At 71.1% G+C, this 22,801-nt stretch carries 22 protein-coding genes; 8 read left to right on the forward strand and 14 right to left on the reverse strand.

The annotated features are described in order from the left end of the window. Window positions 1–9: 9 nt before the first annotated feature. Window positions 10–1,005, forward strand: a complete 996-nt coding sequence (locus tag C1I95_RS08750) for a tetratricopeptide repeat protein (protein WP_111213287.1) — start codon at window positions 10–12, stop codon at window positions 1,003–1,005. A 52-nt stretch (window positions 1,006–1,057) separates the two neighbouring features. Here the strand turns inward: C1I95_RS08750 and C1I95_RS08755 are convergent, their stop codons facing one another. Beyond that, window positions 1,058–2,041, reverse strand: a complete 984-nt coding sequence (locus tag C1I95_RS08755; protein WP_111213288.1) for a helix-turn-helix transcriptional regulator — start codon at window positions 2,039–2,041, stop codon at window positions 1,058–1,060. Between the two features lie 133 nt (window positions 2,042–2,174). On the opposite strand from C1I95_RS08755, the gene C1I95_RS08760 reads away from it, so the two are divergent. Then, entirely contained in the window at window positions 2,175–3,275 is a 1,101-nt protein-coding gene (locus tag C1I95_RS08760; protein ID WP_111213289.1) for a winged helix DNA-binding domain-containing protein, read from the forward strand. A gap of 16 nt (window positions 3,276–3,291) precedes the next feature. Here the strand turns inward: C1I95_RS08760 and C1I95_RS08765 are convergent, their stop codons facing one another. The 3 genes from C1I95_RS08765 to trpB are packed head-to-tail and all read right to left on the reverse strand — an operon-like array spanning window position 3,292 to window position 5,983. Further along, on the reverse strand, window positions 3,292–4,047 hold the full coding sequence (locus C1I95_RS08765; protein WP_111213290.1) for a GntR family transcriptional regulator: 756 nt from the start codon (window positions 4,045–4,047) through the stop codon (window positions 3,292–3,294). After that, complete coding sequence (gene trpA, locus C1I95_RS08770) at window positions 4,044–4,829, reverse strand: tryptophan synthase subunit alpha (protein ID WP_267900689.1); 786 nt, start codon at window positions 4,827–4,829, stop codon at window positions 4,044–4,046. The genes C1I95_RS08765 and trpA overlap by 4 nt, the downstream gene beginning before the upstream one ends. Beyond that, window positions 4,826–5,983 carry a tryptophan synthase subunit beta gene (trpB, locus tag C1I95_RS08775; RefSeq protein ID WP_111213291.1) on the reverse strand — a complete coding sequence of 386 codons (1,158 nt, stop codon included), beginning with the start codon at window positions 5,981–5,983 and terminating at the stop codon, window positions 4,826–4,828. The genes trpA and trpB overlap by 4 nt, the downstream gene beginning before the upstream one ends. A gap of 357 nt (window positions 5,984–6,340) precedes the next feature. Here trpB and C1I95_RS08785 point away from each other — a divergent pair, with 357 nt between their 5' ends. Continuing rightward, window positions 6,341–7,099, forward strand: coding sequence for a DUF4184 family protein (locus C1I95_RS08785; protein ID WP_158566331.1), 759 nt, complete (start codon window positions 6,341–6,343; stop codon window positions 7,097–7,099). 70 nt (window positions 7,100–7,169) lie between these two features. On the opposite strand, the gene C1I95_RS08790 is transcribed toward C1I95_RS08785, so the two are convergent. Further along, window positions 7,170–7,847 (reverse strand): class I SAM-dependent methyltransferase, encoded by a 678-nt coding sequence (locus C1I95_RS08790; RefSeq protein WP_233513435.1) that lies wholly within the window; start codon window positions 7,845–7,847, stop codon window positions 7,170–7,172. A gap of 325 nt (window positions 7,848–8,172) precedes the next feature. Here C1I95_RS08790 and rox point away from each other — a divergent pair, with 325 nt between their 5' ends. Then, window positions 8,173–9,600: a rifampin monooxygenase gene (gene rox / locus C1I95_RS08795; protein ID WP_111213293.1), complete on the forward strand. Its 1,428-nt coding sequence runs from the start codon at window positions 8,173–8,175 to the stop codon at window positions 9,598–9,600. A gap of 40 nt (window positions 9,601–9,640) precedes the next feature. Further along, window positions 9,641–11,785 carry an RNA polymerase recycling motor ATPase HelR gene (helR, locus tag C1I95_RS08800; RefSeq protein WP_199523659.1) on the forward strand — a complete coding sequence of 715 codons (2,145 nt, stop codon included), beginning with the start codon at window positions 9,641–9,643 and terminating at the stop codon, window positions 11,783–11,785. 13 nt (window positions 11,786–11,798) lie between these two features. Here the strand turns inward: helR and C1I95_RS08805 are convergent, their stop codons facing one another. After that, complete coding sequence (locus tag C1I95_RS08805) at window positions 11,799–13,133, reverse strand: GNAT family N-acetyltransferase (RefSeq protein ID WP_111213295.1); 1,335 nt, start codon at window positions 13,131–13,133, stop codon at window positions 11,799–11,801. 137 nt (window positions 13,134–13,270) lie between these two features. Continuing rightward, on the reverse strand, window positions 13,271–13,909 hold the full coding sequence (locus C1I95_RS08810) for a hypothetical protein (protein WP_111213296.1): 639 nt from the start codon (window positions 13,907–13,909) through the stop codon (window positions 13,271–13,273). Between the two features lie 193 nt (window positions 13,910–14,102). Here C1I95_RS08810 and C1I95_RS08815 point away from each other — a divergent pair, with 193 nt between their 5' ends. Next, window positions 14,103–15,551: a M20/M25/M40 family metallo-hydrolase gene (locus C1I95_RS08815; protein WP_111213297.1), complete on the forward strand. Its 1,449-nt coding sequence runs from the start codon at window positions 14,103–14,105 to the stop codon at window positions 15,549–15,551. Window positions 15,552–15,838: 287 nt separating this feature from the next. Next, entirely contained in the window at window positions 15,839–16,279 is a 441-nt protein-coding gene (locus C1I95_RS08820; protein WP_111213298.1) for a hypothetical protein, read from the forward strand. An 88-nt stretch (window positions 16,280–16,367) separates the two neighbouring features. Here the strand turns inward: C1I95_RS08820 and C1I95_RS08825 are convergent, their stop codons facing one another. Continuing rightward, the gene (locus C1I95_RS08825; RefSeq protein ID WP_111213299.1) at window positions 16,368–17,162 is read right to left on the reverse strand and encodes an SDR family NAD(P)-dependent oxidoreductase; all 795 of its coding nucleotides are present in this window, start codon (window positions 17,160–17,162) and stop codon (window positions 16,368–16,370) included. A 76-nt stretch (window positions 17,163–17,238) separates the two neighbouring features. Between C1I95_RS08825 and C1I95_RS08830 the strand changes: the two genes are divergently transcribed. Then, window positions 17,239–17,643: a winged helix-turn-helix transcriptional regulator gene (locus C1I95_RS08830; protein ID WP_111213300.1), complete on the forward strand. Its 405-nt coding sequence runs from the start codon at window positions 17,239–17,241 to the stop codon at window positions 17,641–17,643. On the opposite strand, the gene C1I95_RS08835 is transcribed toward C1I95_RS08830, so the two are convergent. The 6 genes from C1I95_RS08835 to C1I95_RS08860 form a co-directional block, all read right to left on the reverse strand. Beyond that, window positions 17,628–18,266, reverse strand: a complete 639-nt coding sequence (locus C1I95_RS08835; protein WP_111213301.1) for a dihydrofolate reductase family protein — start codon at window positions 18,264–18,266, stop codon at window positions 17,628–17,630. The genes C1I95_RS08830 and C1I95_RS08835 overlap by 16 nt on opposite strands. Before the next feature lie 79 nt (window positions 18,267–18,345). Next, entirely contained in the window at window positions 18,346–18,687 is a 342-nt protein-coding gene (locus C1I95_RS08840; protein ID WP_111213302.1) for an MmcQ/YjbR family DNA-binding protein, read from the reverse strand. Between the two features lie 108 nt (window positions 18,688–18,795). Then, on the reverse strand, window positions 18,796–20,559 hold the full coding sequence (locus tag C1I95_RS08845) for an ABC transporter permease (protein ID WP_146605674.1): 1,764 nt from the start codon (window positions 20,557–20,559) through the stop codon (window positions 18,796–18,798). A gap of 1 nt (window position 20,560) precedes the next feature. Beyond that, on the reverse strand, window positions 20,561–21,286 hold the full coding sequence (locus tag C1I95_RS08850) for an ABC transporter ATP-binding protein (RefSeq protein WP_199523655.1): 726 nt from the start codon (window positions 21,284–21,286) through the stop codon (window positions 20,561–20,563). Then, window positions 21,283–21,840: a PadR family transcriptional regulator gene (locus C1I95_RS08855; RefSeq protein WP_199523656.1), complete on the reverse strand. Its 558-nt coding sequence runs from the start codon at window positions 21,838–21,840 to the stop codon at window positions 21,283–21,285. Before C1I95_RS08855 ends, C1I95_RS08850 begins: the two co-directional genes overlap by 4 nt. A 134-nt stretch (window positions 21,841–21,974) precedes the next feature. After that, window positions 21,975–22,760 carry a spermidine synthase gene (locus tag C1I95_RS08860; RefSeq protein WP_199523657.1) on the reverse strand — a complete coding sequence of 262 codons (786 nt, stop codon included), beginning with the start codon at window positions 22,758–22,760 and terminating at the stop codon, window positions 21,975–21,977. Between the last annotated feature and the right edge of the window lie 41 nt (window positions 22,761–22,801).

Genomic DNA, 22,801 nt, shown 5'->3' on the forward strand with positions numbered 1-22,801 from the left:
ACTTCGTTGATGGAGTCTGACCGGCCGCAACCTCCGCCGCTGCTCGGCCGCGCCCTCGGCCTGCTGGACGAGGGACGGCCGGAAGATGCCGAGGCCGTCCTGCGGCAGCTGGTCGACAGCGGCCATCCGGACCACGCACCGCACGCCGCCATCCTGCTCGGTGCCGTCCTCATGCTGCGGGAACAGCCCGAGGAAGCCGTGCAGGTCTGGCACCGCGTGGTGCAGACCGGCCATCGCGAACACGCACCGTGGGCGGCGCTGATCCTCGGCCAGGAGTACGCCGAGCAGTGCGACCTCGGCTCGCGGAAGCAGGCCGAGGCGGAGGCGGCCTATCGTTGGGCGATCGACTCCGGCCACCCCGATCACGCCCCGGCGGCCGCGCTGCACCTCGGTAACCTGTGGGCTCGGTGGGGTTCCGTCGACACGGCGGAGCAGGCCTACGGATGGGCCATCGACTCCGGCCACGCCGACCACGCTCCCGCGGCGATGATCCAGCTCGCGCTGCTGTTCGAGGGCGGGCGCCGAACGCCCGAGGCGGAGGCGATCTACCGGCGGGCCGCCGAGTCCGGCCATGCCGACGCGGCTGCCCGGGCCGAACGCAACCTCGGCTTCGTGCTGGAGGCGGCCGGCCGGACGGCCGACGCGGAAGCCGCTTACGGGCGTGCCGTCGCGTCCGGTCACCCTGACTTCGCCCCGTCCGCGGCCGGCAACCTCGCACGGCTGCGCGCCGCCGCCGGCCGGACCGAGCAGGCGGTCGCGACGTACCGGCAGATCGTCGAAGTCGACCATCCGCGCGAGAGCCCGTTGGCCGCGATCGCCCTCGGGCACGTGTACGCCGCCGCAGGGCGCCCGGATGACGCGGAAGGCACGTACCGGCGTGCGATGGGGTTCGGCCCCTACTACGAGACGCTGGCCGCCGGGGCTGTCGAGGCTCTCCGCACCGGGCAGGTTCCGCAGCCAGGTCAGCCGGTGAAGGACTCGGGCCCGAATCGGCCCCAGGCGTAGCCGGCCAGGGCGAGCGCGGCCAGCAGGCCGGCAGCGATCCACAGCGTGAGGTTCACAAGGTGAGCTGCGCGACGTTCGCGTAGCGGCGGGCCAGGTGCGCGAAGGCGGCGCGGAGTTCGGGCGGCCCGACGACGTCGATGTCGGCGTCGAACATGCCGATGGCGGCGGCCAGGCTCGGCCATGACCAGGAGCCGAGGGTGAGTCGGCAGCGGTCCGGGCCGAGTTCATCGACGACTCCGTCGCCGATGAAGGGTGCCACCTTCGCGGCCGGGAGGTCGAGGATCACCTCTCCGTGGCAGGGCCAGCCGCCGGTGCCGTCGGAGCCGTGGAACCTGCTGGTGACGAAGGCGGCCGCGCTGCCGCCGGGTAGCTCGCGTGGGGCGAATCGAGGCCCGGTGGGGGCGTGCGGGGTGATCCGGTCGGCCCGGAAGATGCGCCAGTCGTCGCGGTCGAGGTCCCAGGCGACGAGATACCAGCGCCCGCCCCAGGTGATCAGGTGGTAGGGCTCCACCCGGCGGGGCGGGGTCGGTGTGCCGTCGTCCGGCACCGGCCGGGACGTGGCCGGGTAGCCGAAGCGCAACACCTCGCGCGCGTGCACGGCGGCGCTCAGCGCCAACAGCACGCCGCTGTCGGCCCGCGGCGCCGCAGGCTGCTCGACGGCGGTGACCTGGAGGGTGTCGATGCGGTGGCGCAGCCGTGCGGGCATGACCTGCCGGACGGTGTGCAGCGCCCGCGCCGCGGCCTCCTCGATGCCGGCGCCGGCGGTGGTGGCGATCCGCAGGGCGACGGCGAGGGCGACGGCCTGCTCGTCGTCGAACAGCAACGGCGGGAGGCGCGTGCCGGCGTCGAGCCGGTATCCGCCGTCCGGGCCCTTGCTGGCCACGATGGGATAGCCGAGTTCGCGCAGGCGGTCGACGTCGCGGCGTACCGTGCGCGGGCTGACCGCCAGCCGCTCGGCCAGCAGCGCCCCCGGCCAGTCCCGCCGTGCCTGCAGCAGCGACAGCAGTGACAGCAGTCGCGCTGAGGTCTTCGGCATGTTTCTCATCCTGCCCGAAGAAGAGGACACATCCTGGCCGCTTCCTCTGCGACTGTTGCACCTCCGTCCGCAGCGAGGAGTCGATCTTGTCCGTCACCAGCACGAACCACCTGAGTTTCTGCGGCGTGAGCCGATGACCGTGCTGGACACCCGGGCGCTGAACCGTGCGACGCTCGCCCGGCAGCTGCTGCTCGACCGCGCCGACCTGCCGGTCCGCGACGCCGTCGCGCACCTGTGCGGCATGCAGGCGCAGGAACCGCAGGAGCCGTTCGTCGGGCTCTGGTCCCGGCTGCGTACGTTCGACCCGGGAGTGCTGTCGGACCTGCTGACACGGCGGCACCTGGTACGGACCCACCTCATGCGCCGCACCGTCCACCTGCTCACCGCCGAGGACGTGCTGGCCTGGCGGGCCCGCCACGACACCATGCTGCGCCAACGGGTGCTCGGCACCTACCGCCGCGAACTCGACGGGGTGGATCTCGACGACCTCGCGGCGGCGGGCCGGGCGGTGCTGGCCGACGGCGTGCCCCGCTCGATGACCGGGCTCGCGCGGGTTCTCGCCGAGCGCTGGCCGGACCCGGGGCCGCGGGCGCTGGGGGAAATGCTGGTCGCCGCCCTGATTCCGATGGTGCAGCTGCCTCCGCGCGGGCTGTGGCGCACCACGGCGGGAGTGCGCAACGTGCCGCTGTCCGCGTGGCTCAGTCGAGAGATCGACCCGCTGGACCCGGATGGCTCCGACCAGGTCGGTGAGACGCTGGTCCGGCGCTATCTGGCCGCGTTCGGCCCGGCCGCCACGGCCGACCTACGCGCCTGGTGCGGCCTCACCGCGCTGCCGGCCGCGGTGGCCGCGGTACGCGAGGAACTCGTCGCCTTCCGCGACGAACGCGGCCGGGTACTGCTGGACCTCCCCGAGGCACCGCGGCCCGACCCCGACACACCTGCCCCGGTGCGGTTCCTGCCCGCCTTCGACAACGCGATCCTCGGCTACCACGACCGCAGCCGGATCATCGACGACGCCCACCGCGGTTTGTCGGTCGCCGGTGCCCGCGTCGTGCTGGTCGACGGCCGGGTCGCCGCGACCTGGACGGTCGAGGCCGACACCGTGATCGTCACCCCGCTGCGCCGCTTCTCCCGAGCCGACCGCACCGCCGTCGCCGAACAGGGGCAGGCCCTGGCGTCGTTCCTCTCCGACGAGGAGAGCGACCGCGTACGGGTTGCCGCCTCTCCTGATTGAGCCGCAAGGTGGCCGGTCAGCCGGCCGCGCCCCAGCGCAGGGACAGTCCGGTGACCGCCCGTTCCGTCCGGATCTCCATCATGCTGCCGAGGATGGTGGCCCGGTCGACGATGATGGCGGTGGCATCCAGCGTGTAGGTGATGCGGTCGCTGATGAAGACCGCGTTCCCGGCGGGCTCCCGCAGATGTTGCGCGGTGGCCGCGGTGAGCAGGCCGGGGCGGATCGTCTCGGTCGCACGCGCGACCGAGACGCCGGCGTCGGCGAGCGCACCGTAGAGCGAGACGCTCGTGAAGTCCCGATCCTGGATGTGTTCGGCATGTGGCCTGCGGACCCAGGACACCTGGTGGATCGCCGCGCGCCCGGCGAACTCGCGCAGCCGTTCCAGTCGCAGGGCGGTGTCCCCGGGCGGGATCCGGAGTTGGGTCGCGATGCGCGCCGACGCGCGGCGGATCGAGCGGGCCAGCACGACGGTGCGTACGTCGTGGCCCTGTTTTTCCAGGTCGTCGGCGAAGCTCTGGAGTGAGCCGAGTTGGTACGCCAGATGGGGTGGGGCGACGAAGGTGCCCCGGCCCGGCTGCTGAACGATGAGGCCGTCGTCGCTGAGTTGCCGAAGCGCCTGACGGAGGGTCATCAGGGTCACCCCGTACGAGGCGCTCAGCTCACGTTGGGCTGGTAGCGCCTCGCCCGGGGCGTAGTGGCCTGCCCGGATCTTCTCGGCGAGGTCCGTGGCGATGGCCCGGTACCTCGCCTCGTGTCCGGAGCTGCTGGTCAAGGTTGGTCACGCTCCTGGTCGAGGGCTCGGCGCATCTTAGCGAGGTCGGCGCCGACGTCGTCCGGCGTGGCACCGTCGAGTACCCGACGCATGATCGCGGCACCGACGATGACACCGTCGGCGCTGCGCGCGGCTTCGACCGCCTGCTGCGGCGTGGAGATGCCGAACCCGACCAGGACGGGCCGGTCCGTGCTGCCCTTGATCCGGCTGGCGAGGGTCGCGGCGGACTCGGCAACGGTGGCCCGCTCGCCGGTCGTGCCCATCAGGGACACCGCGTAGACGAAGCCACGGCTGCGTCGAGCGATCTCCGCCAGCCGAGGTTGGGGTGTTGCCGGCGAGGCGAGCAGGACCAGGTCGACGCCGACGGAGGCGGCAGCGTCCGCCGCCTCGCCCGCCTCGTCCAGCGGTAGGTCCGGCACGATCAGGCCGCTGATTCCGGCGTCGCGCAGGGCCGCGCAGAACCGCTCCGGGCCGTCGCGGACGACCAGGTTGTAGTAGGTGCTGGCGACCAGCGGAACATCGTCGGTGAAACCGGTGATGTCGCCGAGGATGCCGCGAACCGTCGCGCCCCGCGCCAACGCCGCGTCCGTCGCCTCCTGGATGGTGACGCCGTCCAACGTGGGATCGGAGAACGGCAGACCGACCTCGATCGCGTCGGCGCCCGCGTCGGCCAACGCGCGCAGGTGGTCGACCCAGGTCGCGGTGACGCCGCCGGTGAGATACGGCATCAGCAGCTTACGGCCGGCGGCACGGCGGCTCCGCAGGTGATCTTCGAGCCTCACGCCAGCTCCTTCAGGGTCGAGACATCCTTGTCGCCCCGCCCGGACAGGGTGAGCATGACGGTCGCACCCGGTGGCAGCTCGCCCGCGCCCGCGGCACGGATCACCCAGGCGACGGCGTGCGCCGACTCGAGGGCGGCGACGATCCCTTCGGTACGGGCCAGTCGTACCAGGGCGGAGGTGGCCTCGTCGTCGGTGACCGTCACGTAGCGCGCCCGGCCGAGATCGCGCAGGTGCGCGTGCTCGGGTCCGACGCCCGGGTAGTCGAGCCCCGCGGCGATCGAGTGTGCCTCGACGATCTGCCCGTCGCCGTCTTGGAGGAACAGCGAACGGGCGCCGTGCAGCACACCGACCCGACCGAGGGCCGCACCCGCGCCGCCCTCGGCCTCCACGCCCACCAGCCGGGCGGAGGTGTCGACGAAACCAGCGAAGGTGCCCGCCGCGTTCGAGCCGCCACCCACACACGCCACCACGTAGTCCGGCACCGCGGTGCTCAGCTCAGCGGCGCACTGACCGCGCGCCTCGTCCCCGATGACCCGTTGGAACGTCCGCACCATCCAGGGATAGGGATGTGGACCGATGACCGAGCCGACGCAGTAGTACGAGTGCTCGGTCGCGCCGACCCAGTGCCGCATCGCCTGGCTGGTGGCGTCCTTGAGGGTACGGCTGCCGGTCTCGACCGGGACCACCTCGGCGCCCAGCATGCGCATCCGGTACACGTTGAGCGCCTGCCGCTCGATGTCACGCTGCCCCATGAAGACCGTCGCCGCCAACCCGAGCAGCGCGGCGGCGGTCGCGGTGGCCACACCGTGCTGCCCGGCGCCGGTTTCGGCGATCAGGTGGGTCTTGCCCATCCGACGCGCCAGCAGCGCCTGACCCAGCACATTGTTGATCTTGTGGGACCCGGTATGGGTCAGATCCTCGCGCTTGAGCAGCAGGTTGATGCCCAGCTCGGCGGAGAGGCGTCGGACCGGAGTCAGCGGCGTCGGTCGACCGACCTGCACCGCCAGCAGCCTCGCCAGGCTCTGCTGAAAGCCCGGATCCGGCCACGCCTCCCGGAATGCCTCCTCCACCTGCCGGCAGGCGGCGACCAGCGATTCCGGCACATACCCACCCCCGTAGTTCCCGAATCTTCCCTGCCGGCCGGGGTCGCCCATCCCCCCGGATCACGGCCGCATCAACACGTCAGCCATGAAACCCGCCTCACCTCGCGCACCGTCTGCGCGGCCAGTCAACGAGCGACGACAGTCCTAGAACTCAACTCACAGTTCTAGAACTCTTGAGGAAGTGTGGCACAGCCACGTCCGGCGCGCCACCGATCCCGTCGTCGTGCTCAGCTGCCACAGCGCTGCGGCGAGGTCGGCGGCGGTTTCCCGCGCAGCCGCCGCCCGCTCGATTTCGTCCCGGCTCAGCACGACGCGATCGACACGGGCCAGCGTCTCGGCCGCGGCTGAGGTCAGCGAACCGGGCCCGGCTGCCCTAGGATCCGGCCGAGCGAGGGAGGCGAGGCGGAGGTGCCGTTCACGGGTAGTCACGTCGCGGCCGTGTTGCCGCTGACCCGGTCAGCGTGGCTGGTGCCGTCGGCCCTGGCGATCGGGAGCATGGTTCCGGATCTTCCCTACTATCTGCCGCTGCAGGTGGAGGCGACACTCACCCACTCGCTCGCCGGCGTCCTCGGCGTCGACGTGGTGCTGGGTCTGGTGGCGCTGGCCCTGTGGCACGGACTGCTGGCCCGCTTCCTGACCGCCATCTCACCCGCCCGGCTACGCGAACGCCTACCTCCGCCCGCGCGTCAACGTCAGCGGCCGGCTGGCCGCGCGGCGTTGCTGGTCGTCTCGCTGGTGGTCGGCGCGCTCACGCACCTGCTGTGGGACTCGTTCACCCACGACGGGATGTGGGGCGCCACGCACATCGGCTGGCTGGCCGAATCGCACTTCGGCACGGCCGGCTATCGCTGGGCGCAGCGCGCCAGCACCATCGTCGGCGCCGCCGTCGTCGTGGTCTGCCTGGTCCGATGGTGGCGTACGCAGTCGCCCGCGCCCGCGACCGAGCAGCGGCCGCCGGCCGATCGGGTGCTCGTGATGGCGGCCTGGACGGCCATCGTGCTCGCCGCCGCCAGCGGTGCCGCCTTGGCCGCCGTCGAAGATGTAGCACCGCAGCGAATGGTGTTCCTGGCCGTGACCCGTGCCGGCGGTGCCGGCCTGATCACCGCGATCGTCCTCGCCGCCGGCTACGCCGTCCTGGCCCGGCACGACCAACCGACCCCACGCTGACCGCAGCCGCTCAGCAGTGGTCCCCTGCTGGTCACCACTGGGTTGGCGGCGGCGTCGGGCAACAGATCCATCAGATCCGTTGGGCGGCCAGCAGGAACGCCTGATCGTCCTTCTCCGTGCCCTGCGCACGTCGTACCAGGCGGCACACTTCTCGTAGGCCGGCGGCCTGAAGCTGGGCAGCGACCTGATCCGCCGTGTAGAGGTGGCGCTGGAGTTCGATCTCGTGGCCGAACTGGCGGTACGCCCTGGCAAGGTCGCGCTCGCCTGTGCCGGACTGGAACCCGACGAGCAGGTGGCCACCGGGGCGGAGAACCCGGGTGGCCTCCGCGAAGATGCGCGCCTGGCCGGCCGGCGGCGTGTGGATGGTCGAGTACCACAGCAGCACGCCGGCGAACTGGTCGTCCGGGTACGGAAGACCGGTCAGCGAGCCCACGGTGAACACCAAATCGCGGTGGTCGCGTCGGGCCATGGCGACCATGCGCGGCGACAGGTCGACCCCCTGCACCTGACATCCACGCTCGGTGAGGTACCGGCTCATCCGCCCTGCGCCGCATCCGGCGTCGAGGACCCGTGGATCGCCACCGGACGTCACCGCCTCGGCGAAGGCGTCGACCATGGCGAGGTCGAGTGGAGCCTCGGCACGGGTGTCCGGGAGAAGCTTGGCGTAGTCCTCCGCCACCACGTCGTAGGCACGTTGCACGGTGCGGAAGTCGAGCGGATCCGGCGGCGAGGAAGACACAAGCCGCATTCTTTCACCGCGGCCGCATGTCGCGCGGCCTGCCAAGATCGCGGTTCTGGTGCCCTGAGGGCAAAGACAAAGGCAAGGAGATGAACTCTCCTTGCCACTACAAACATATAGCACACCGGGGGTCTTGCGGCAAGACCCGGGTCGTGATGCAGAATCTCCAGCCGAAAGCAGAACCTGCGGAAATCGGCAATTCGCGAACTACGCGCGCTATCTGTCGTCGTGGGTCTCGCGGATGTCGAACCGGCGGCGGGACTCGCGGCGCGGATGCGAGGGGCTCGGCGCGGAGCAGCTGGCCGAATGCAGCCTTGCTGAACGGGGGGAATTCATGATTGACGTGCTCATCGTCGGCGGTGGACCGACCGGCTTGATGCTGGCCAGTGAGCTGCGGCTGCACGGCGTGCAGGCGGTCGTGCTGGACAAGGAGACGGAGCCGACCACGGTTGTCCGCGCGCTCGGCCTGCACGCGCGCAGCATCGAGGTGATGGACCAGCGCGGCCTGCTGGACCGGTTTCTCGCGTACGGCCAGCAGTATCCGATCGGTGGTTCCTTCGCCGGCATCAACAAGCCGCGACCAGACCGGCTGGACACCGCACATCCGTACCTCCTCGGTATCCCGCAGACCGTCACCGACCGCCTGCTGAACGAGCACGCCACCGCGCTCGGCGCCGAGATCCGGCGCGGCTGCGAACTGGTCGGGCTGGGCCAGGACGAGGACGGGGTGACCGCCGAGCTGGCCGACGGCACGCAGTTGCGCTCGCGCTACCTCGTCGGCTGCGACGGCGGCCGCAGCACCGTACGCAGGCTGCTGGGCATCGGCTTCCCCGGCGAGCCCGCCCGGCGCGAGTGGCTGCTGGGCGAGATGGCGGTGGCCGTACCGCCGGAGGAGCTGGCCGCCGTGGTGGCCGAAGTCCGCAAGACGCATCAGGGGTTCGGCGCGGTACCCCTCGGCGACGGGGCGTACCGCATCGTCGTGCCCGCCGAAACAGTGGCCGAGGACCGCACCGTCCCGCCCACCCTGGACCAGGTACGGCAACGGCTGCGGGTGTTCGCCGGCACCGACTTCGGCGCGCACTCACCGCGCTGGCTCTCCCGCTTCGGCGACGCCACCCGGCTGGCCGAGCGCTACCGCACCGGCCGGGTGCTGCTGGCCGGCGATGCGGCGCACATCCACCCGCCGACCGGCGGGCAGGGCCTCAACCTCGGCATCCAGGACGCTTTCAACCTCGGCTGGAAGCTGGCCGCCGAGATCGACGGCTGGGCACCGGACGGCCTGCTGGACAGCTATCAGACCGAACGGCGCCCGGTGGCCGCCGATGTGCTGGAGACCACGCGCGCCCAGGCCGAAATGCTGTCGCCCGAGCCGGGGCCCCGGTCGGTGCGCCGGCTGGTGTCGGAGCTGATGGACTTCGAGGACGTCAACCGGCACCTGATCGAGAAGATCACCGCGATCGGGGTCCGCTACGACTTCGGCGAAGGCCACGAACTGCTCGGCCGGCGGATCCGGGACGTGCGGTTGAAGCGAGGGCGGCTCTACCAGCTGATGCACGGCGGTCGCGGACTGCTGCTCGACCAGACCGGCCGACTCTCGGTGGCGGGCTGGGCGGACCGGGTCGACCACGTCGTCGACGTCAGCGAGGAACTGGACGTGCCCGCCGCGCTGCTGCGGCCGGACGGCCACGTGACGTGGGTCGGCGGCGATCAGCAGGACCTGCTCGGCCAGCTGCCCCGGTGGTTCGGCGCCGCCGCCAACTGACCGCGCAGTGGTGACTCGAAAGGCTGATGCCGTGAACCCGCTGACCACCAGCGCGTTTGATCTACCCGACAACCTCTCCGCCAAGGCCGACCCGCGGCTGATCGCCGGCGACGAGCAGCATTTCGCGGCGATCGCGGAGAGCCTCGGGCAACGGTTCGCCGACCTGTCCGACCGCCTCGACGCCGAGCGCAGGGCGCCCGGCGGCAAGGGCCGGCAGGCGGTGGACCGGGACATGGAGATCCACCGACTGACCGCTCGGCTGCGCGCCCTCCGTCGCTTCGGCCTGGACCTGTGCCTTGGGCGCATGGTCAGCGCCGACAACCCCGAGCCGGTGTACGTCGGCCGGTTCGGTCTCACTGACCGCGACGGCCGTCGGCTGTTGATCGACTGGCGGTCCTCCGCGGCTGAGCCGTTCTTCGGGGCGACCCACGCCAACCCGATGGGTCTGGCTAGCCGCCGCCGGTATCGCTGGACCCTCGGCCGGATCAGCGACTACTGGGACGAGGTGTTCACCCCGGACGGGTTTGCCGGGCACGCCGCGCTCGACGACCAGTCCGCTTTCATCGCCAGCCTGGGCGGCACCCGGACGAGCCGGATGCGAGACGTGCTCGGCACCATCCAGGCCGACCAGGACGCCATCGTCCGGGCGGGATCGAGCGGTGCGCTCGTGGTCGACGGCGGTCCGGGTACGGGGAAGACCGTCGTCGCTCTGCACCGCACCGCGTACCTCCTCTACGCCGACCCTCGCCTCGGTCACCGCCGGGGTGGCGTGCTGTTCGTCGGCCCGCACCAGCCCTACCTGGCGTACGTCGCCGACGTCCTGCCCAGCCTCGGCGAGGAGGACGTGCAGACCTGCACCCTGCGGGATCTCGTTCCCGAGGGCGCCGCGGCAACCATCGAGACCGACCCGGACGTGGCCCGTCTGAAGTCGTCCGCCGACCTGGTGAAGGCGATCGAGGCGGCCGTCCGGTTCTACGAGGAGCCGCCGGCCAAGGGAATGACGGTCATGACCGACGAGTCCGACATCTGGCTGAGCGCCGACGACTGGGCCGAGGCGTTCGAGGCGGCGGGGCCCGGCACCCCGCACAACGAGGCACGTGACGAGATCTGGGCGGAGCTGCTCACGATCCTGATGGACAAGTACGACGGCGACGAGCCGGAAGACCTGGTCCGCAGGGAACTGCTGCGGAACCGGGAGTTGCTCACGACCGTCAACCGCGCCTGGCCACTGCTCGACGCGGCCGACCTCGTCGCAGACCTGTGGTCGGTCCCCGCCTATCTCCGGAAGTGCGCTCCCTGGCTCAGCCCCGACGAGGTCCGGCAGCTACAGCGCGGCGACCCCCGGGCCTGGACGGTGTCCGACCTGCCGCTCCTGGACGCGGCACGACAGCGGCTCGGCGACCCGGAAACGTCCGGGCGTAAGCGCCGGCACGACGCCGTTGTCGCCGCCGAACGTGCCCGGATGGCCACCGTCATCGACGACCTGATCGAGGCCGACGCCTATGACGACGGTGAAGGCGTGCTGACGATGCTGCACGGACAGGACATGCGGAACTCGCTGGTCGACGAGGCCGGCCTGCCCGGCAGTGACCGGGACCGGCTCGCCGGGCCCTTCGCGCACATCGTCGTGGACGAGGCTCAGGAACTGACCGACGCGGAGTGGCAGATGTTGCTGCTGCGCTGTCCCTCCCGGAGTCTCACCATCGTCGGGGACCGCGCCCAGGCCCGGCACGGGTTCCGGGAGTCGTGGCAGGAACGGCTCGAGCGGATCGGGCTCGACCGGATCAACCTGGCCTCGCTGGGCATCAACTACCGGACGCCGAAAGAGGTCATGGCGGAAGCCGAGCCCGTCATCCGGGCCGTGCTTCCGGACGCCAACGTGCCGACCTCCATCCGCGGCAACGACATCCCCGTCGTACGCGGATCTGCTGCCGATCTGACCCCGATCCTCGACAGCTGGCTCGCCGCGCATGCCGACGGGACCGCCTGTGTCATCGGCGACCCCACGTTCGGGGCGACGTCCCGCGTCCGGTCACTGACCCCGGAGCTGGCGAAGGGGCTCGAGTTCGACCTGGTCGTCCTCATCGACCCGGAGGCGTTCGGCACGGGCATCGAAGGCGCGGTCGACCGCTATGTCGCGATGACCCGAGCGACCCAGCAACTCGTCATCCTCACGAGCGCCTGACTACCCGCCGGGGTCAGTTGCGGGGCCAGACCCGGACCGGTACCCGGGGAAACGCCACCGTCAGGAAGCGCTCGGTCAGGCGGTCCCGCAGGATGCAGTCCGGCCAGGCGTCGAGCACCTCGGGCAGGCTGCGGTGGCCGAGGGCGAGTTGGAGCAAGGCGTGCGGCGGGATGGCGGCGTGGATGTCCGGGTCGGTGGTCGGGTCCACGGCGACCCGCGCCGCCGTCACCGCCGTCAGCTCACCGTCGGTGAACTCCAACCGGGCCGCTCGGCCGTACGTGTCGATCACCAGTGCCGGCTCGCGCCAGCGCAGGTCGGCCGCGTGCCAGCGGCGGGCCAGCAGCGGTCGTAGCCGGGCGAGCAGGTCGACCGGGTCGCCGGTGCGGGCGTACCAGGCTGCGGGCCGCTTCGGTACGCCCGGCGGACCGACGCGGACCAGCGGGTGGTCCGCGTCGAGGGCGGGGCGGACCGCGACGAACGGCTGCTCCGCCGCCGCGTATCGCCGGCCGACGCGGCCGAGGTACGCGTACATGGCGGCGGCGGCCTCCGGCCAGTCGGCCGGTCGCTCGCAGGTCGCCGCGAACACCGTCAACTCGCCGGCGGCGGAGAGCCGGGCACCGTGGACCAGGTAGCCCCGCACGTCGTCGCCGTGCCTGAGGACGGCGACGGACCGCCGGATGAAATCCGCCGGACCACGACCGGTGATCTCGTACCGCCACACCGCCGCGTCCCTCGGGCAGACCAGGGCCTCCTCGCCCTCGGCGAGCCGGCGGTCGATGGTGGCCAGGGCGTCCGCGTTGGCGACGGTGGCGGGGTGGACCGTCAGGACGGCTGTGGCGTCGTCCGGTCCGCCCTGCTCGCTGGGCGGCAGCGCGGCGGCCGGCACCGTTGCGGCGCCACCGTGGGTGAAGGCGTAGTCGTAGCCGTACCGCCGGTAGAAGTAGGGGACCCCCTCGATCATCTGGACCGGCACGCCGTCGGCCGCGCACCGCTCGTGCAGCGCGGCGAACAGCCGGTCGGTGAGTCGATTCCCGCGGTGCTCCGGTGCCGTGCCGACCAACTCGACCTGGACCACCGGCAGCCGCACCCCGGCCAGACTCCAGTCCTGCCGCAACCCGACCAGGCTGGCCACCGGGCGGCCGGTGGCCACTTCCTCGGCGACCAGGAAATCGTCGGGTACGACCGAGGGATGACCGGCCAGCAGGCCGTCGACCCAGGCGGCGATGCCGGGGTGGGGTTTGCCGCCGGTCGCCGCCTGCAGCTGAACCGCGGCCTGTAGACGCGCAAGCTCGGTGGCGTCGGAGGCTCGGCCCAGCCGAACCGCGTAACGGTCGCATGCCCTTGTCATGCCTTACGTCTACCAGCAGCCTGCGACAACGTCCACCGGCAGCCTCCGACGACACCGGGGGCGGAGACGACCACGCCGACCAGGCGCCCCGGTCTCCGCAGGGAGACCGGGGCGGCAGGATGGGGACGTCGCCGCCGTCAGACCGCGGTGTCGACCCGCTCGGACGTGGGAGCGGCGAAAGCCTGGCTGGGCGGCGTGCGGAACGCGTGGACCAGGCCGGCGAGCGACAGCAGCAGAAGCAGCGCGGCACCGAGATACATCACCGTCGCGGCCTGCCCCGCCTTCGCCCCCATCTCACTGAAGCCGTACGACGTGAGCAGCAGACCACGCAGCGTCTCGCCCTTGAACACCGTGTCCCGCTGCGCACTCACCTCGGCCAACTGCCCCTGCAGGTCAGCCAAGGCCGGATCGTTGGACTGCTGCGCCGCGGCAACCTGCTCACGCAACCGGCTCTGCGGCTCACCCAGGTCGGCGTACGTCTTCCCGCCGGCCATGTTCTTCAGATGCAGCCCGATGTACTCGTTGGCGTAGCACTCCGCCTGCTTACCCGTGGTGAGCCGCTCCCCCGCGTACTCCACCAGACAGTCGACCTTCTTCTCGTCCTCACCGAGCTGGTCGACCGGTGTGAAGGTGATGTTCTGTGCACCGAGCTGATCACGCACGTAATCGTTGGCGAAGTTGGCGTTCGAGGTCAGCACAATCCCGATGACCAACAACAGGACCGCAAGGCCCAACCCACCGACACTGAACAGAAAGTCGAGCGTCCTGCGCTTCACGCCACACTCCCAAAGGTCAACAACCCGACATCGACCTCTACATCGTGGCCTCGCCGACCAGCCACGCAGCAGGGCCGAACTCCCACACCCGGAAGGACCTTCGACCCGGACGCGCCGGGTGACCGGGTACGGGCTCGGATTTAGCGATCAATAAATATGGACAACGATCCCTGCCGGTGGTCACGATCATTCCATGACGTCCTCCCAGCCAGCCGGCGCGGAACCCACAAGGTCCACCCGCCGCACCTTCCTGACCGCGTCCGCCGCCACCGCCACCGCTGCCGCCGCTGCGGCCGTACCTCTGATTGGTGCTCCGGCCGCAGCGGCCCCCGGCGCACACCGCATCGACGGACCCGGCAAGCCGGCCAAGCCCCAGCATCCCGACAACGAGCTGAAGCGGCTCCTCGCCGAGGTCGACAAGGCGCGCATCGAGGCCATCGTGCGGCGGCTGGCCGCGTTCGGCACCCGCCACACCCTGTCCAGCCAGACCGACCCGGAGCGTGGCATCGGCGCGGCCCGGGACTGGATCTACCAGGAAATGCTCGGCTACGCCGCCGCCTCCGGTGGCCGGATGACCGTCGAGCTCCAGTCCTACCTGCAGGGACGGGCCTCCCGGATTCCGGTGCCGACCCAGATCACCAACGTGATTGCCACCCTGCGCGGGGACACCGACCCGAACCGGGTGTACGTCATCACCGGGCACTACGACTCCCGGGCCAGCAACGTCGACGACGCCGTCAGCGACGCACCGGGCGCCGACGACGACGCCTCCGGCGTGGCGGTGATCATGGAACTTGCCCGGGTGCTGGCCACCCGGCCCACCAAGGCCACCATCATCTTCGCCGCGGTCGCCGGTGAGGAGCAGGGCCTCTACGGCTCGACCCACATGGCCAAGCAGCTCAAGGCCGCCGGGGTCGACGTGCAAGGCATGTTCAGCAACGACATCGTCGGCAGCAGCACCGCCGACGACGGCGCCCGGGACAACCGCACCGTACGGCTCTTCGCCGAGGGCGTACCGACCTCCGAGACGCCGCAGCAGGCGACCACCCGGCTCTCGACCGGTGGCGAGAACGACGGGGCGTCCCGGCAGCTCGCCCGCTTCGTCACCGATGTCAACGCCCACAGCGTCACTGGCATGCAGGTTCGCGTGATCTACCGGCGGGACCGCTACCTGCGCGGCAGCGACCACATCCCCTTCCTCCAGGAGGGCTGGCCGGCGGGCCGGTTCACCGAGCCGAACGAGGACTTCGCCCACCAGCACCAGAATGTCCGCGTCGTGGACGGCAAGCAGTACGGCGACCTACCCGAGTTCTGCGACTTCGACTACATCACCCGCGCCGCCCGGGTCAACGGGGCGGCGATGTGGTCGCTGGCCCAGGCACCCGGCACCCCGAAGAACGCGACGATGGTCACCAGCGGGCTCACCAACGACACCACGTTGCGCTGGCAGCGGGGCACGGAGGAGGACCTGGCCGGCTACGAGGTGCTCTGGCGGGAGACGACCGAGCCGGACTGGACCCACGTCATCGAGGTGGGTGACGTCACCACCGCGACCGTCGACCTGTCCAAGGACAACGTCTTCTTCGGGGTACGCGCCGTCAACCGGGACGGTTACCGCAGCCCGGTGGCGTTCCCCCGCTGACGACAGCCGCTCGGTGGTTGGCGCGCCGAGCCCGTGACAAGCCTGGCGCGGTGGCGGGTGCGGCTTCTCGCCCTCGCCACCGCGCCACGCTGGTGCACAACACTCCGATCCGGCGATGCGTCGGGCCCGACGGACCACAGTGGATCGGGCCTCGAGGCCAACGCGCGCATGTCACGGCATACTGGGATCAAGCCGGCGGGGGATTCGGCCCACGTCCAGTGGGCGTAGCCGCACCAGAGAGGACCTTCATGTCTCGGACCTATCGCCGCGTGCTCGTACGTATCGGTTTGACCCTTGGCCTTGCGCTCGCCTCGGTCACGTTCGTGGCCTCGCCCGCCTCGGCACACACCCTGGGCCAGGCCGTCGTCTCGGCGCTGGGGTGCGGGTGGCCGAACGGCGCCTACACGGTGCTCACCAGGGAGGATCTCTGGGACAACCGGAACAACATGCCCTTGGGCGAGGTCTATGTGTTGTGGAGCAGCAGCTATCAGGAGAACTGCGTGCTCACCCTCAGGGTCGGCCGGGCAGACGGCGTCGCCAGCTACACCGAGGCCGTCCTGGAGCGCCAGGGCATGAGGACCGTCCGGGACGAGGGGAACTACGCCCACTACGCGGCGGCCAGCGGCTACGCCGCCGGCACCTGCATCCGGTGGACGGGATCCATCGGGGCGATCTACGGCGGAGGAATCTACGGCACCACCAGCACCGTGTGGAGGTACTGCGGATAGCACCGCACGGCGGCGGTGGAACTGTCGTACCGGTCCGCCATGACCTTGTTCGTCATGGCGGCGCCGGTTCGGAGTGACGGATGGCGTTTCAGTTGAGCAGCTTCTCCGTGAGATCCATCAAGCGTTCGGCGTTCTGCGGGTCGAGCGTGGGAAAGCTGGCCGGAAGTCGCTTGTTCCGGTCGACGGCGGTCAGCGGCGCGGCCGGCGGCGTGTCGAGGAACTGGTGAATCGGGGCCACCGAGTCCGCGACGGGTCGGGCCGCCACCGACAGCGCCGCCAGCAGCCCGCGGACGACCAGCGGGAGCGCGCTACGGTCGCCGCTCTTGGTGAAGCCGGGATGGTAGAGCACGTACCGGGCGCGGCTGCCGGACTGCTGGGTGAAGCCCACACCGAGCAGGTCGTTGGCACGACCGGCCTGTAGTTGTGCGGTGACGGCCGAATAGCCCGACGCCAGTTGCGGGTCAGCCCAGCGCACCCCGCCTTTGGTGACGCCGACGCCAGCAATGTTCACGATCACCGGCGCGGTAGCCCGGTCCAGAGCTTCACGCAGACCGAAGCTGAGCAGATAGCGACTGAGGTAGTAGAGCGCGAACGTGCGCTCCAGGCCCTCTGAGGTCACGATCCGACGCGGCGCCACGGCATTGGCGAACAGCGTCAGCGCGTCCACGACCTGATACTCGGTGAGGATGTGCTCGACGACCTGCCGGGTCTCGGCCACGCTGGACAGGTCGACGGGAACGAAGGTGATAGCGCCGTCCGCCAGCGCCTCGCCGCGTTCGCGGTTGCGGCCGAGCACCAGAACCCGGTCGCCGCGTTCGGCCCGTCCGAGGGCGAACGCGCGCCCCATTCCGTTGGTGCCGCCACTGACCACCACGACTCCCATGTCGCCTCCACTACCGTTCTTCCCTGGCCGGCTCATCCTGGGCAGATGATCGGCGGAGGCGAAAGAAGGCACTTTCATGGCCACAAGTAACACCGGTGTGCGTACCCTGCTGGGCAGCCATCGATTGCCGAATCCCGTTCCGGCCGGCGAGTACGCGCGTTGTCCGGCCACCGACGTGCTGCGGCGGGTGAGCGACAAATGGACGCTGCTGCTGATCACCTTGCTCGGCCAGCGGCCGTACCGGTTCAACGAGTTGCATCGGGCGGTGGACGGCATCAGTCAGCGGATGCTCACCCGAACGCTGCGCACCTTGAAGAGCGACGGCCTGGTCGAACGTGAAGTTTTTCCGACGTTGCCGCCGAGCGTCGAGTACCGGCTGACGCCACTCGGCGTCAGCCTGCTGGAGCCGCTCTCCGCGCTGGCCGGCTGGGCGGTCGACCACCACGCCGAGATCGAGGCGGCACGTCAGCGCCGCACCTGAGCTGAGGACAGCACGCGGTAGGTCAGGTGCGTGACCGAGGTCGTAGCCCGCGACTTCACCTGCTCGAGGTCAAGTGGCGGGACGCCCTCGAACAGCCGTGTGCCGGCACCGAGGGTGAGCGGCACGATGTGCAACCGCAGTTCGTCGATCAGGCCGGCGGCAAGGTACTGGTTGACGGTGGTCGCGCCGCCGGCGATCGCGACGTCGCCGTCGCCGGCCGCCGCGCGTGCCTGTGCCAGTGCCGACTCGATGCCCTCGGTGACGAAGTAGAACGTGGTGCCGCCGTCCATCGGCTGCGGGCCCCGCGCGTGGTGGGTGAGCACGAAGACCGGGGCGTGGAACGGCGGATCCTCGCCCCACCAGCCGTTCCACTGCCGATCCCACTCACCACGCACCGGGCCGAACATGTTGCGCCCCATGATGAATGCGTTGGCGGTGGTCATCTGGTCGACCTCGGCCCGGTTCTCGTCGGGCGTGTCGAACATCCAGGAGTGCAGCCTGCCGCCCGAGCCGTCGCCGCCGTCGTCGCCGAACGGGCGTTCCTCGGTCTGGTGGAGCCCGGCCGAGTACCCGTCGACCGAGACCGTGATGTCGCAGATCACCCTGCCAAGTCGTTCGGTCATCGCTCTCTACTCCTCGCAGCGACCTCGGTCGCCTTCGCGGTGAGCTTCCTGTCATCTGCTTTCGGGGCTGCCGGCCCGGTCACTCGCCCAGTCGCTGACGGGCAAGGAACTTCGGCACCACCATCCGCCACGCCTCGCTCACCAGCTCGGTCATGCGATCGTGTTCGAGGCGGTCGAGGTGGCAGCAGACCCACTGGAAACGCAGGTCGGCCGTGCCGGGCAGGAAGAACAGCCCCGGCTCGGCGGCGACCAGGGCGGCGCGTTCCTCTCTGGGGAAAGCGAAACCCATAGTCGTCTCGTCGCGGGAGAACGCCACGTAGACGATCGCGCCAACCCGGAACTTCACCCGGTCGCGGACCAGGTGCTCGGTGGTGCGGGGCAGCGTGAGCGCCAGCGCCCGGACGTCGGCGACGGTGACCATGCCAGCACCGTATCGGCGCCGTACGACAGTTGCCGGCCGCACCGCGTCTTGCTCTGCGCTTTCGCTTGGCTGTAGGGCCGCGAGCGGCCCTACAGCCGCCGACGGCTGTCAGCTCGGTGCGGACCGGAGTGTGTCCACGACCGGGCGCCGGGTGGCAACCATCGCGGGGATGGCGGTGAGCGCGGCGATGGCGAACAGGACGCCGAGTGCGGTGGCGAGCAGCCAGGAACCAGGTGGGTACTGGACCTCGTCGGTGCTGAGGGAGGCAACAAGCCCGATGCCGGCCGGGGTCCCGATGGCGACGCCGGGTATGGCGGGAAGCAGTTGCGCTGCCGCCAGGCCGATGCCGGCCTGCGCGGGCGTGGCACCGAGCGTCCGCGCGACGGCCAGCGGCTGCCGTGCGTCGAGAACCGCCGTCCAGGTGCTCACCACGGCGTTGACGAGCGCAAGGATGCACAGCACGACGGTGAGGAGGAGCATGGCCTGCTCGCCCCGTTCCCACCGGGGATTGGCAAGTTGCGTGTAGCCGAGGTCAAAGCGCACTACCCGGGTGTTGACCATGAGTATGGCGACGAGCGTGGTCGTGGTGATCAGGGTGTTCACGGTGACCAGCCGGGCACGACGCGGTCGGCGCGCGTTGATGCGTACCCCGATCAGCAGGGCGGTGGGCAGCTGCCGCGACAGCCAGATGCGCCACCGCCGGCGCCGCGGTGGCGTTGCGGCGTCGGCCAGGGCGTGCGCGGTGCTGGAGGCCGCGGCGCGTATTACCGGTACCAGGGTCGCCGCCACCGCGATCATGAGGGCGAGGGCCACGACGGCGATCACCATGCGCAGCGCGGGGGGCTGGGCGTTGACGGACCCGATGAGTCCGGCGCTGGGGCGGATCAGCACGGGTGCGGCGAACCAACCCGCGGCCAAACCCGTGGCGGCGGCGGCAAGCCCGATCACGAGGTACTCGGCGAGGTGGACGGCGGCGATCATGGCCGGTCCGGCACCGACGGCCTTGAGCAGCCCCACCCGGCGGCGCTGGCCGATGATCCGGCCGGCGACGATGCCGGCGACGCCGGCCAGCGCAAGGCCGGTGAGCAGCCAACTGCCGACGAGCAACACCGTTCGCGCGTCGCGGTAGAGCCGACCGTTGAGGTGGCCGATCTCCTGCCAGGTGGTGAGTTGCTCGCTGACGGTGTACGTGTTGCTGGCCGCCGGGTCGGCGAGTTTGAGATTCAGCGTGTACGACAGCGGCTGTTCGCCGGCGAGCGTGGCGATGTCGCTGCGGTCGACCCAGACCAGGCCGCCGCGCTCGACCAGAATGCTGCCCGGGTAGTGCCACCCGGCGTACGGATATGTCGCTCTCGCGGCGGTGACCGCGGTCCCGGTCACGCGCAGCGGATGGCCGCCGATGTTGACGGTGTCGCCGGTGCGGATGCTGAGGGCGTCGGCGAAGGCGCGCTCGACGACCACGCCGCCGGGGCGTACCCAGGTGCCGTCGGTCACGGCGGGCCGGTTGGTCGTTACGGGTGCGGTGTCCCGGCCCTCGACGACGGTGTGCGCGGACTTACCGTAGGCCGTCATCGTCAGGTAGGCGATCGGGAAGGGGCCGCTGTGATCGGTGACGCCGGCCGCGGTGGTCAGCGATGCGAGTTCGTCCAACGCGGCCTGGCCGGTGGCCCGGGGTGTCACGATCACGTCCGGGCCGGCGGTGGCGGTCCGGGTCTGCTGGTACGGCCGGTCGGCGACGTCGTTGAGGGTGAGGCCGAGGGTCAGCGTGGCGGTAGCGGCGGTGATGGCGACCAGCAGCAGCGCCGTCTCCGTTCGACGCCGGCGCAGATCCCGCACCAGCAGCCGACACACGAGCAACAGGCGGCCGGCCACGTCAGCGCCACCCGCGATGGCCGGTACCGGTGGCACTGACGAGTTGGCTGTCGTCGGCGAACGCCCCGTCACGCATGGCGATCACCCGGTCCGCGACCGCCGCGATCCGGGCGTCGTGGGTGACCATCACGAGGGTCTGTCCCGCGGTACGCAGTTCCTCGAACAACCGCAGCACGTCCAGGGTGGCGGCGCTGTCCAGGTTGCCGGTCGGCTCGTCGGCGAGCACCACCAGCGGCTCGTTGCTCAGCGCGCGGGCGATGGCGACACGTTGGCGCTGGCCACCGGAGAGCGCCGAGGGCAGGTGCGTGGCGCGATCGGCGAGCCCGACCCGGTCCAGCAAGTGCAGGGCGCGCCGACGCGCTCGGCGGGGCGACTGACCGGCCAGCAGTGCCGCCAGTTCGACGTTCTCCACCGCGGTGAGCTCGTCCATGAGGTGGAACGCCTGGAAGACGAACCCGACGGTGTCTCGCCGCAGCCGGGCCAGGGCCCGTTCGCTCATCGTGTCGATCCGATGGCCAGCCAGCCACACCTGCCCGCCCGTCGGGCGTTGCAGCCCGCCAAGCAGGTGCAACAGCGTGGACTTGCCGCAGCCGCTGGGCCCCATGACCGCCAGCGCCTGCCCGGCGGGTACGTCCAGGTCGACGTCGTCGACCGCGCGCACCAGCCCGCTGTCCCAGCCATATCGCCGGGTCAAGCCGCGGGCCCGCAGTATCGTCGATCCGGTCACGCCCCCGCCTTCCAGCCAGTCCGGTCACACTCGGTCCACATGCGCTCGCACGCCTCCAACCACTCCAGGTCGGCCCGCAGCCGCAACACGACACCCTCCAGCAGTAACGCGGCAACCGGATCCACCGACCGGTCCAGCGCGGCCCGCTGGGCATCCCGCAGCCGGCGCAACACCTCCCGCCGCTGGGCGTCGACCAGCGCCACGGGATCGGCCAGCCGGGCAGCCGCGGCGGCCACCAGCTTGAGATGGAACTCCGACAGGTCCGGCTTCGGCCAGCTCACCTCGGTCAGCCAGGCACCGACCCGCTGCTGCCCGGCCGGGGTCAGCGCATAGACCCGACGGTCGGGGCGGTCCGGCAGGCCCTCGGCCCGCTCCGAGGTCACCAGCCCGGCCTTCGCCAGCCGGCCCAGCGTCACGTAGATCTGCCCGGCGTTCATCGCCTCGCCGAGCGGGCCGAGCGCGTCACGCATCCGGCTGCGCAACTCGTACCCGTGCGTCGGCTCCTTCGCCAGCATGGCCAGCACCACGTCCTGCACCCAGGGCACACCCTTCATCTAGATCGCCAATAGATAACCGCTAGCCATTGCGGTGTCAAATCCGGCGGGGTGTGCGGAGGCCGTTGCGGTGGCACCGTGAACGGGTCGCCGGACGAGGGAGGTGTCCGCACGACCGTGCCACCATCCGGGGTTCAACCCTCGGCGTCGTCGGTGCGCGGCCGGGCGCCGGCGATGAACGTGTCGAGCGCCGGCCCGTGCAGCACGCCGCCGGGCAGCGGATCCCGCAGCGCCCGCACCACCAGGCGCGCCACGGGCAGTCGGTGCAGGCGCGGCGCCGCAGCGAGCACCACGTTGCCGTACCGCCGGCCGCGCAGCATCCGCCGGTCGGCGACGACGCACACATCGGCGAAGACCGCCCGCAGGGTGGCCGCCTGCACCCGGGTCAGGGCCAGGGGCGGCAGGTCCGTGACATTGACCAGGTAGATGCCGTCCGGTCGCAGCACCCGGGCGACCTCGGCAGCGAACGCCACGGTGGCCACGTGCGGCGGCATCCGGGCCGCCCGATAGATGTCGGCGAGCACCAGGTCGTACGCGCCGGCGGGGCCCGCGGCGACCGCATCCCGTGCGTCCGCGACATGAACCTCGACACCGGCCGGCCGGAGCGGCAGGTCGCGCGCCACCAGCTCGACCACAGCCGGATCCCGCTCCACGACCACCTGCGCCGAGCCGGGCCGGGTCGCAGCGACATAACGCGGCAGTGTCAGCGCACCGCCGCCAAGGTGCAGCACGTCCAACGGTTCACCGGCCGGCGCGGCGAGATCGCAGACGGCGGCCATCCGACGGACATACTCGAAGTGCAGGTACGTGGGATCAGCGACATCCACGTACGACTGCTCCACACCGCCGGCCAGAAGCGTGCGCCCGGTGGGCCGGACCGGATCGACGACCAACTCAAGCCGGTCGTCGGATGCCTCCATGACCAGCGAGACTAATCCACCCGCCCATGCCGCACCCCCAC

Source organism: Micromonospora craterilacus, from assembly GCF_003236315.1.
Classification (GTDB): Bacteria; Actinomycetota; Actinomycetes; order Mycobacteriales; family Micromonosporaceae; genus Micromonospora; species Micromonospora craterilacus.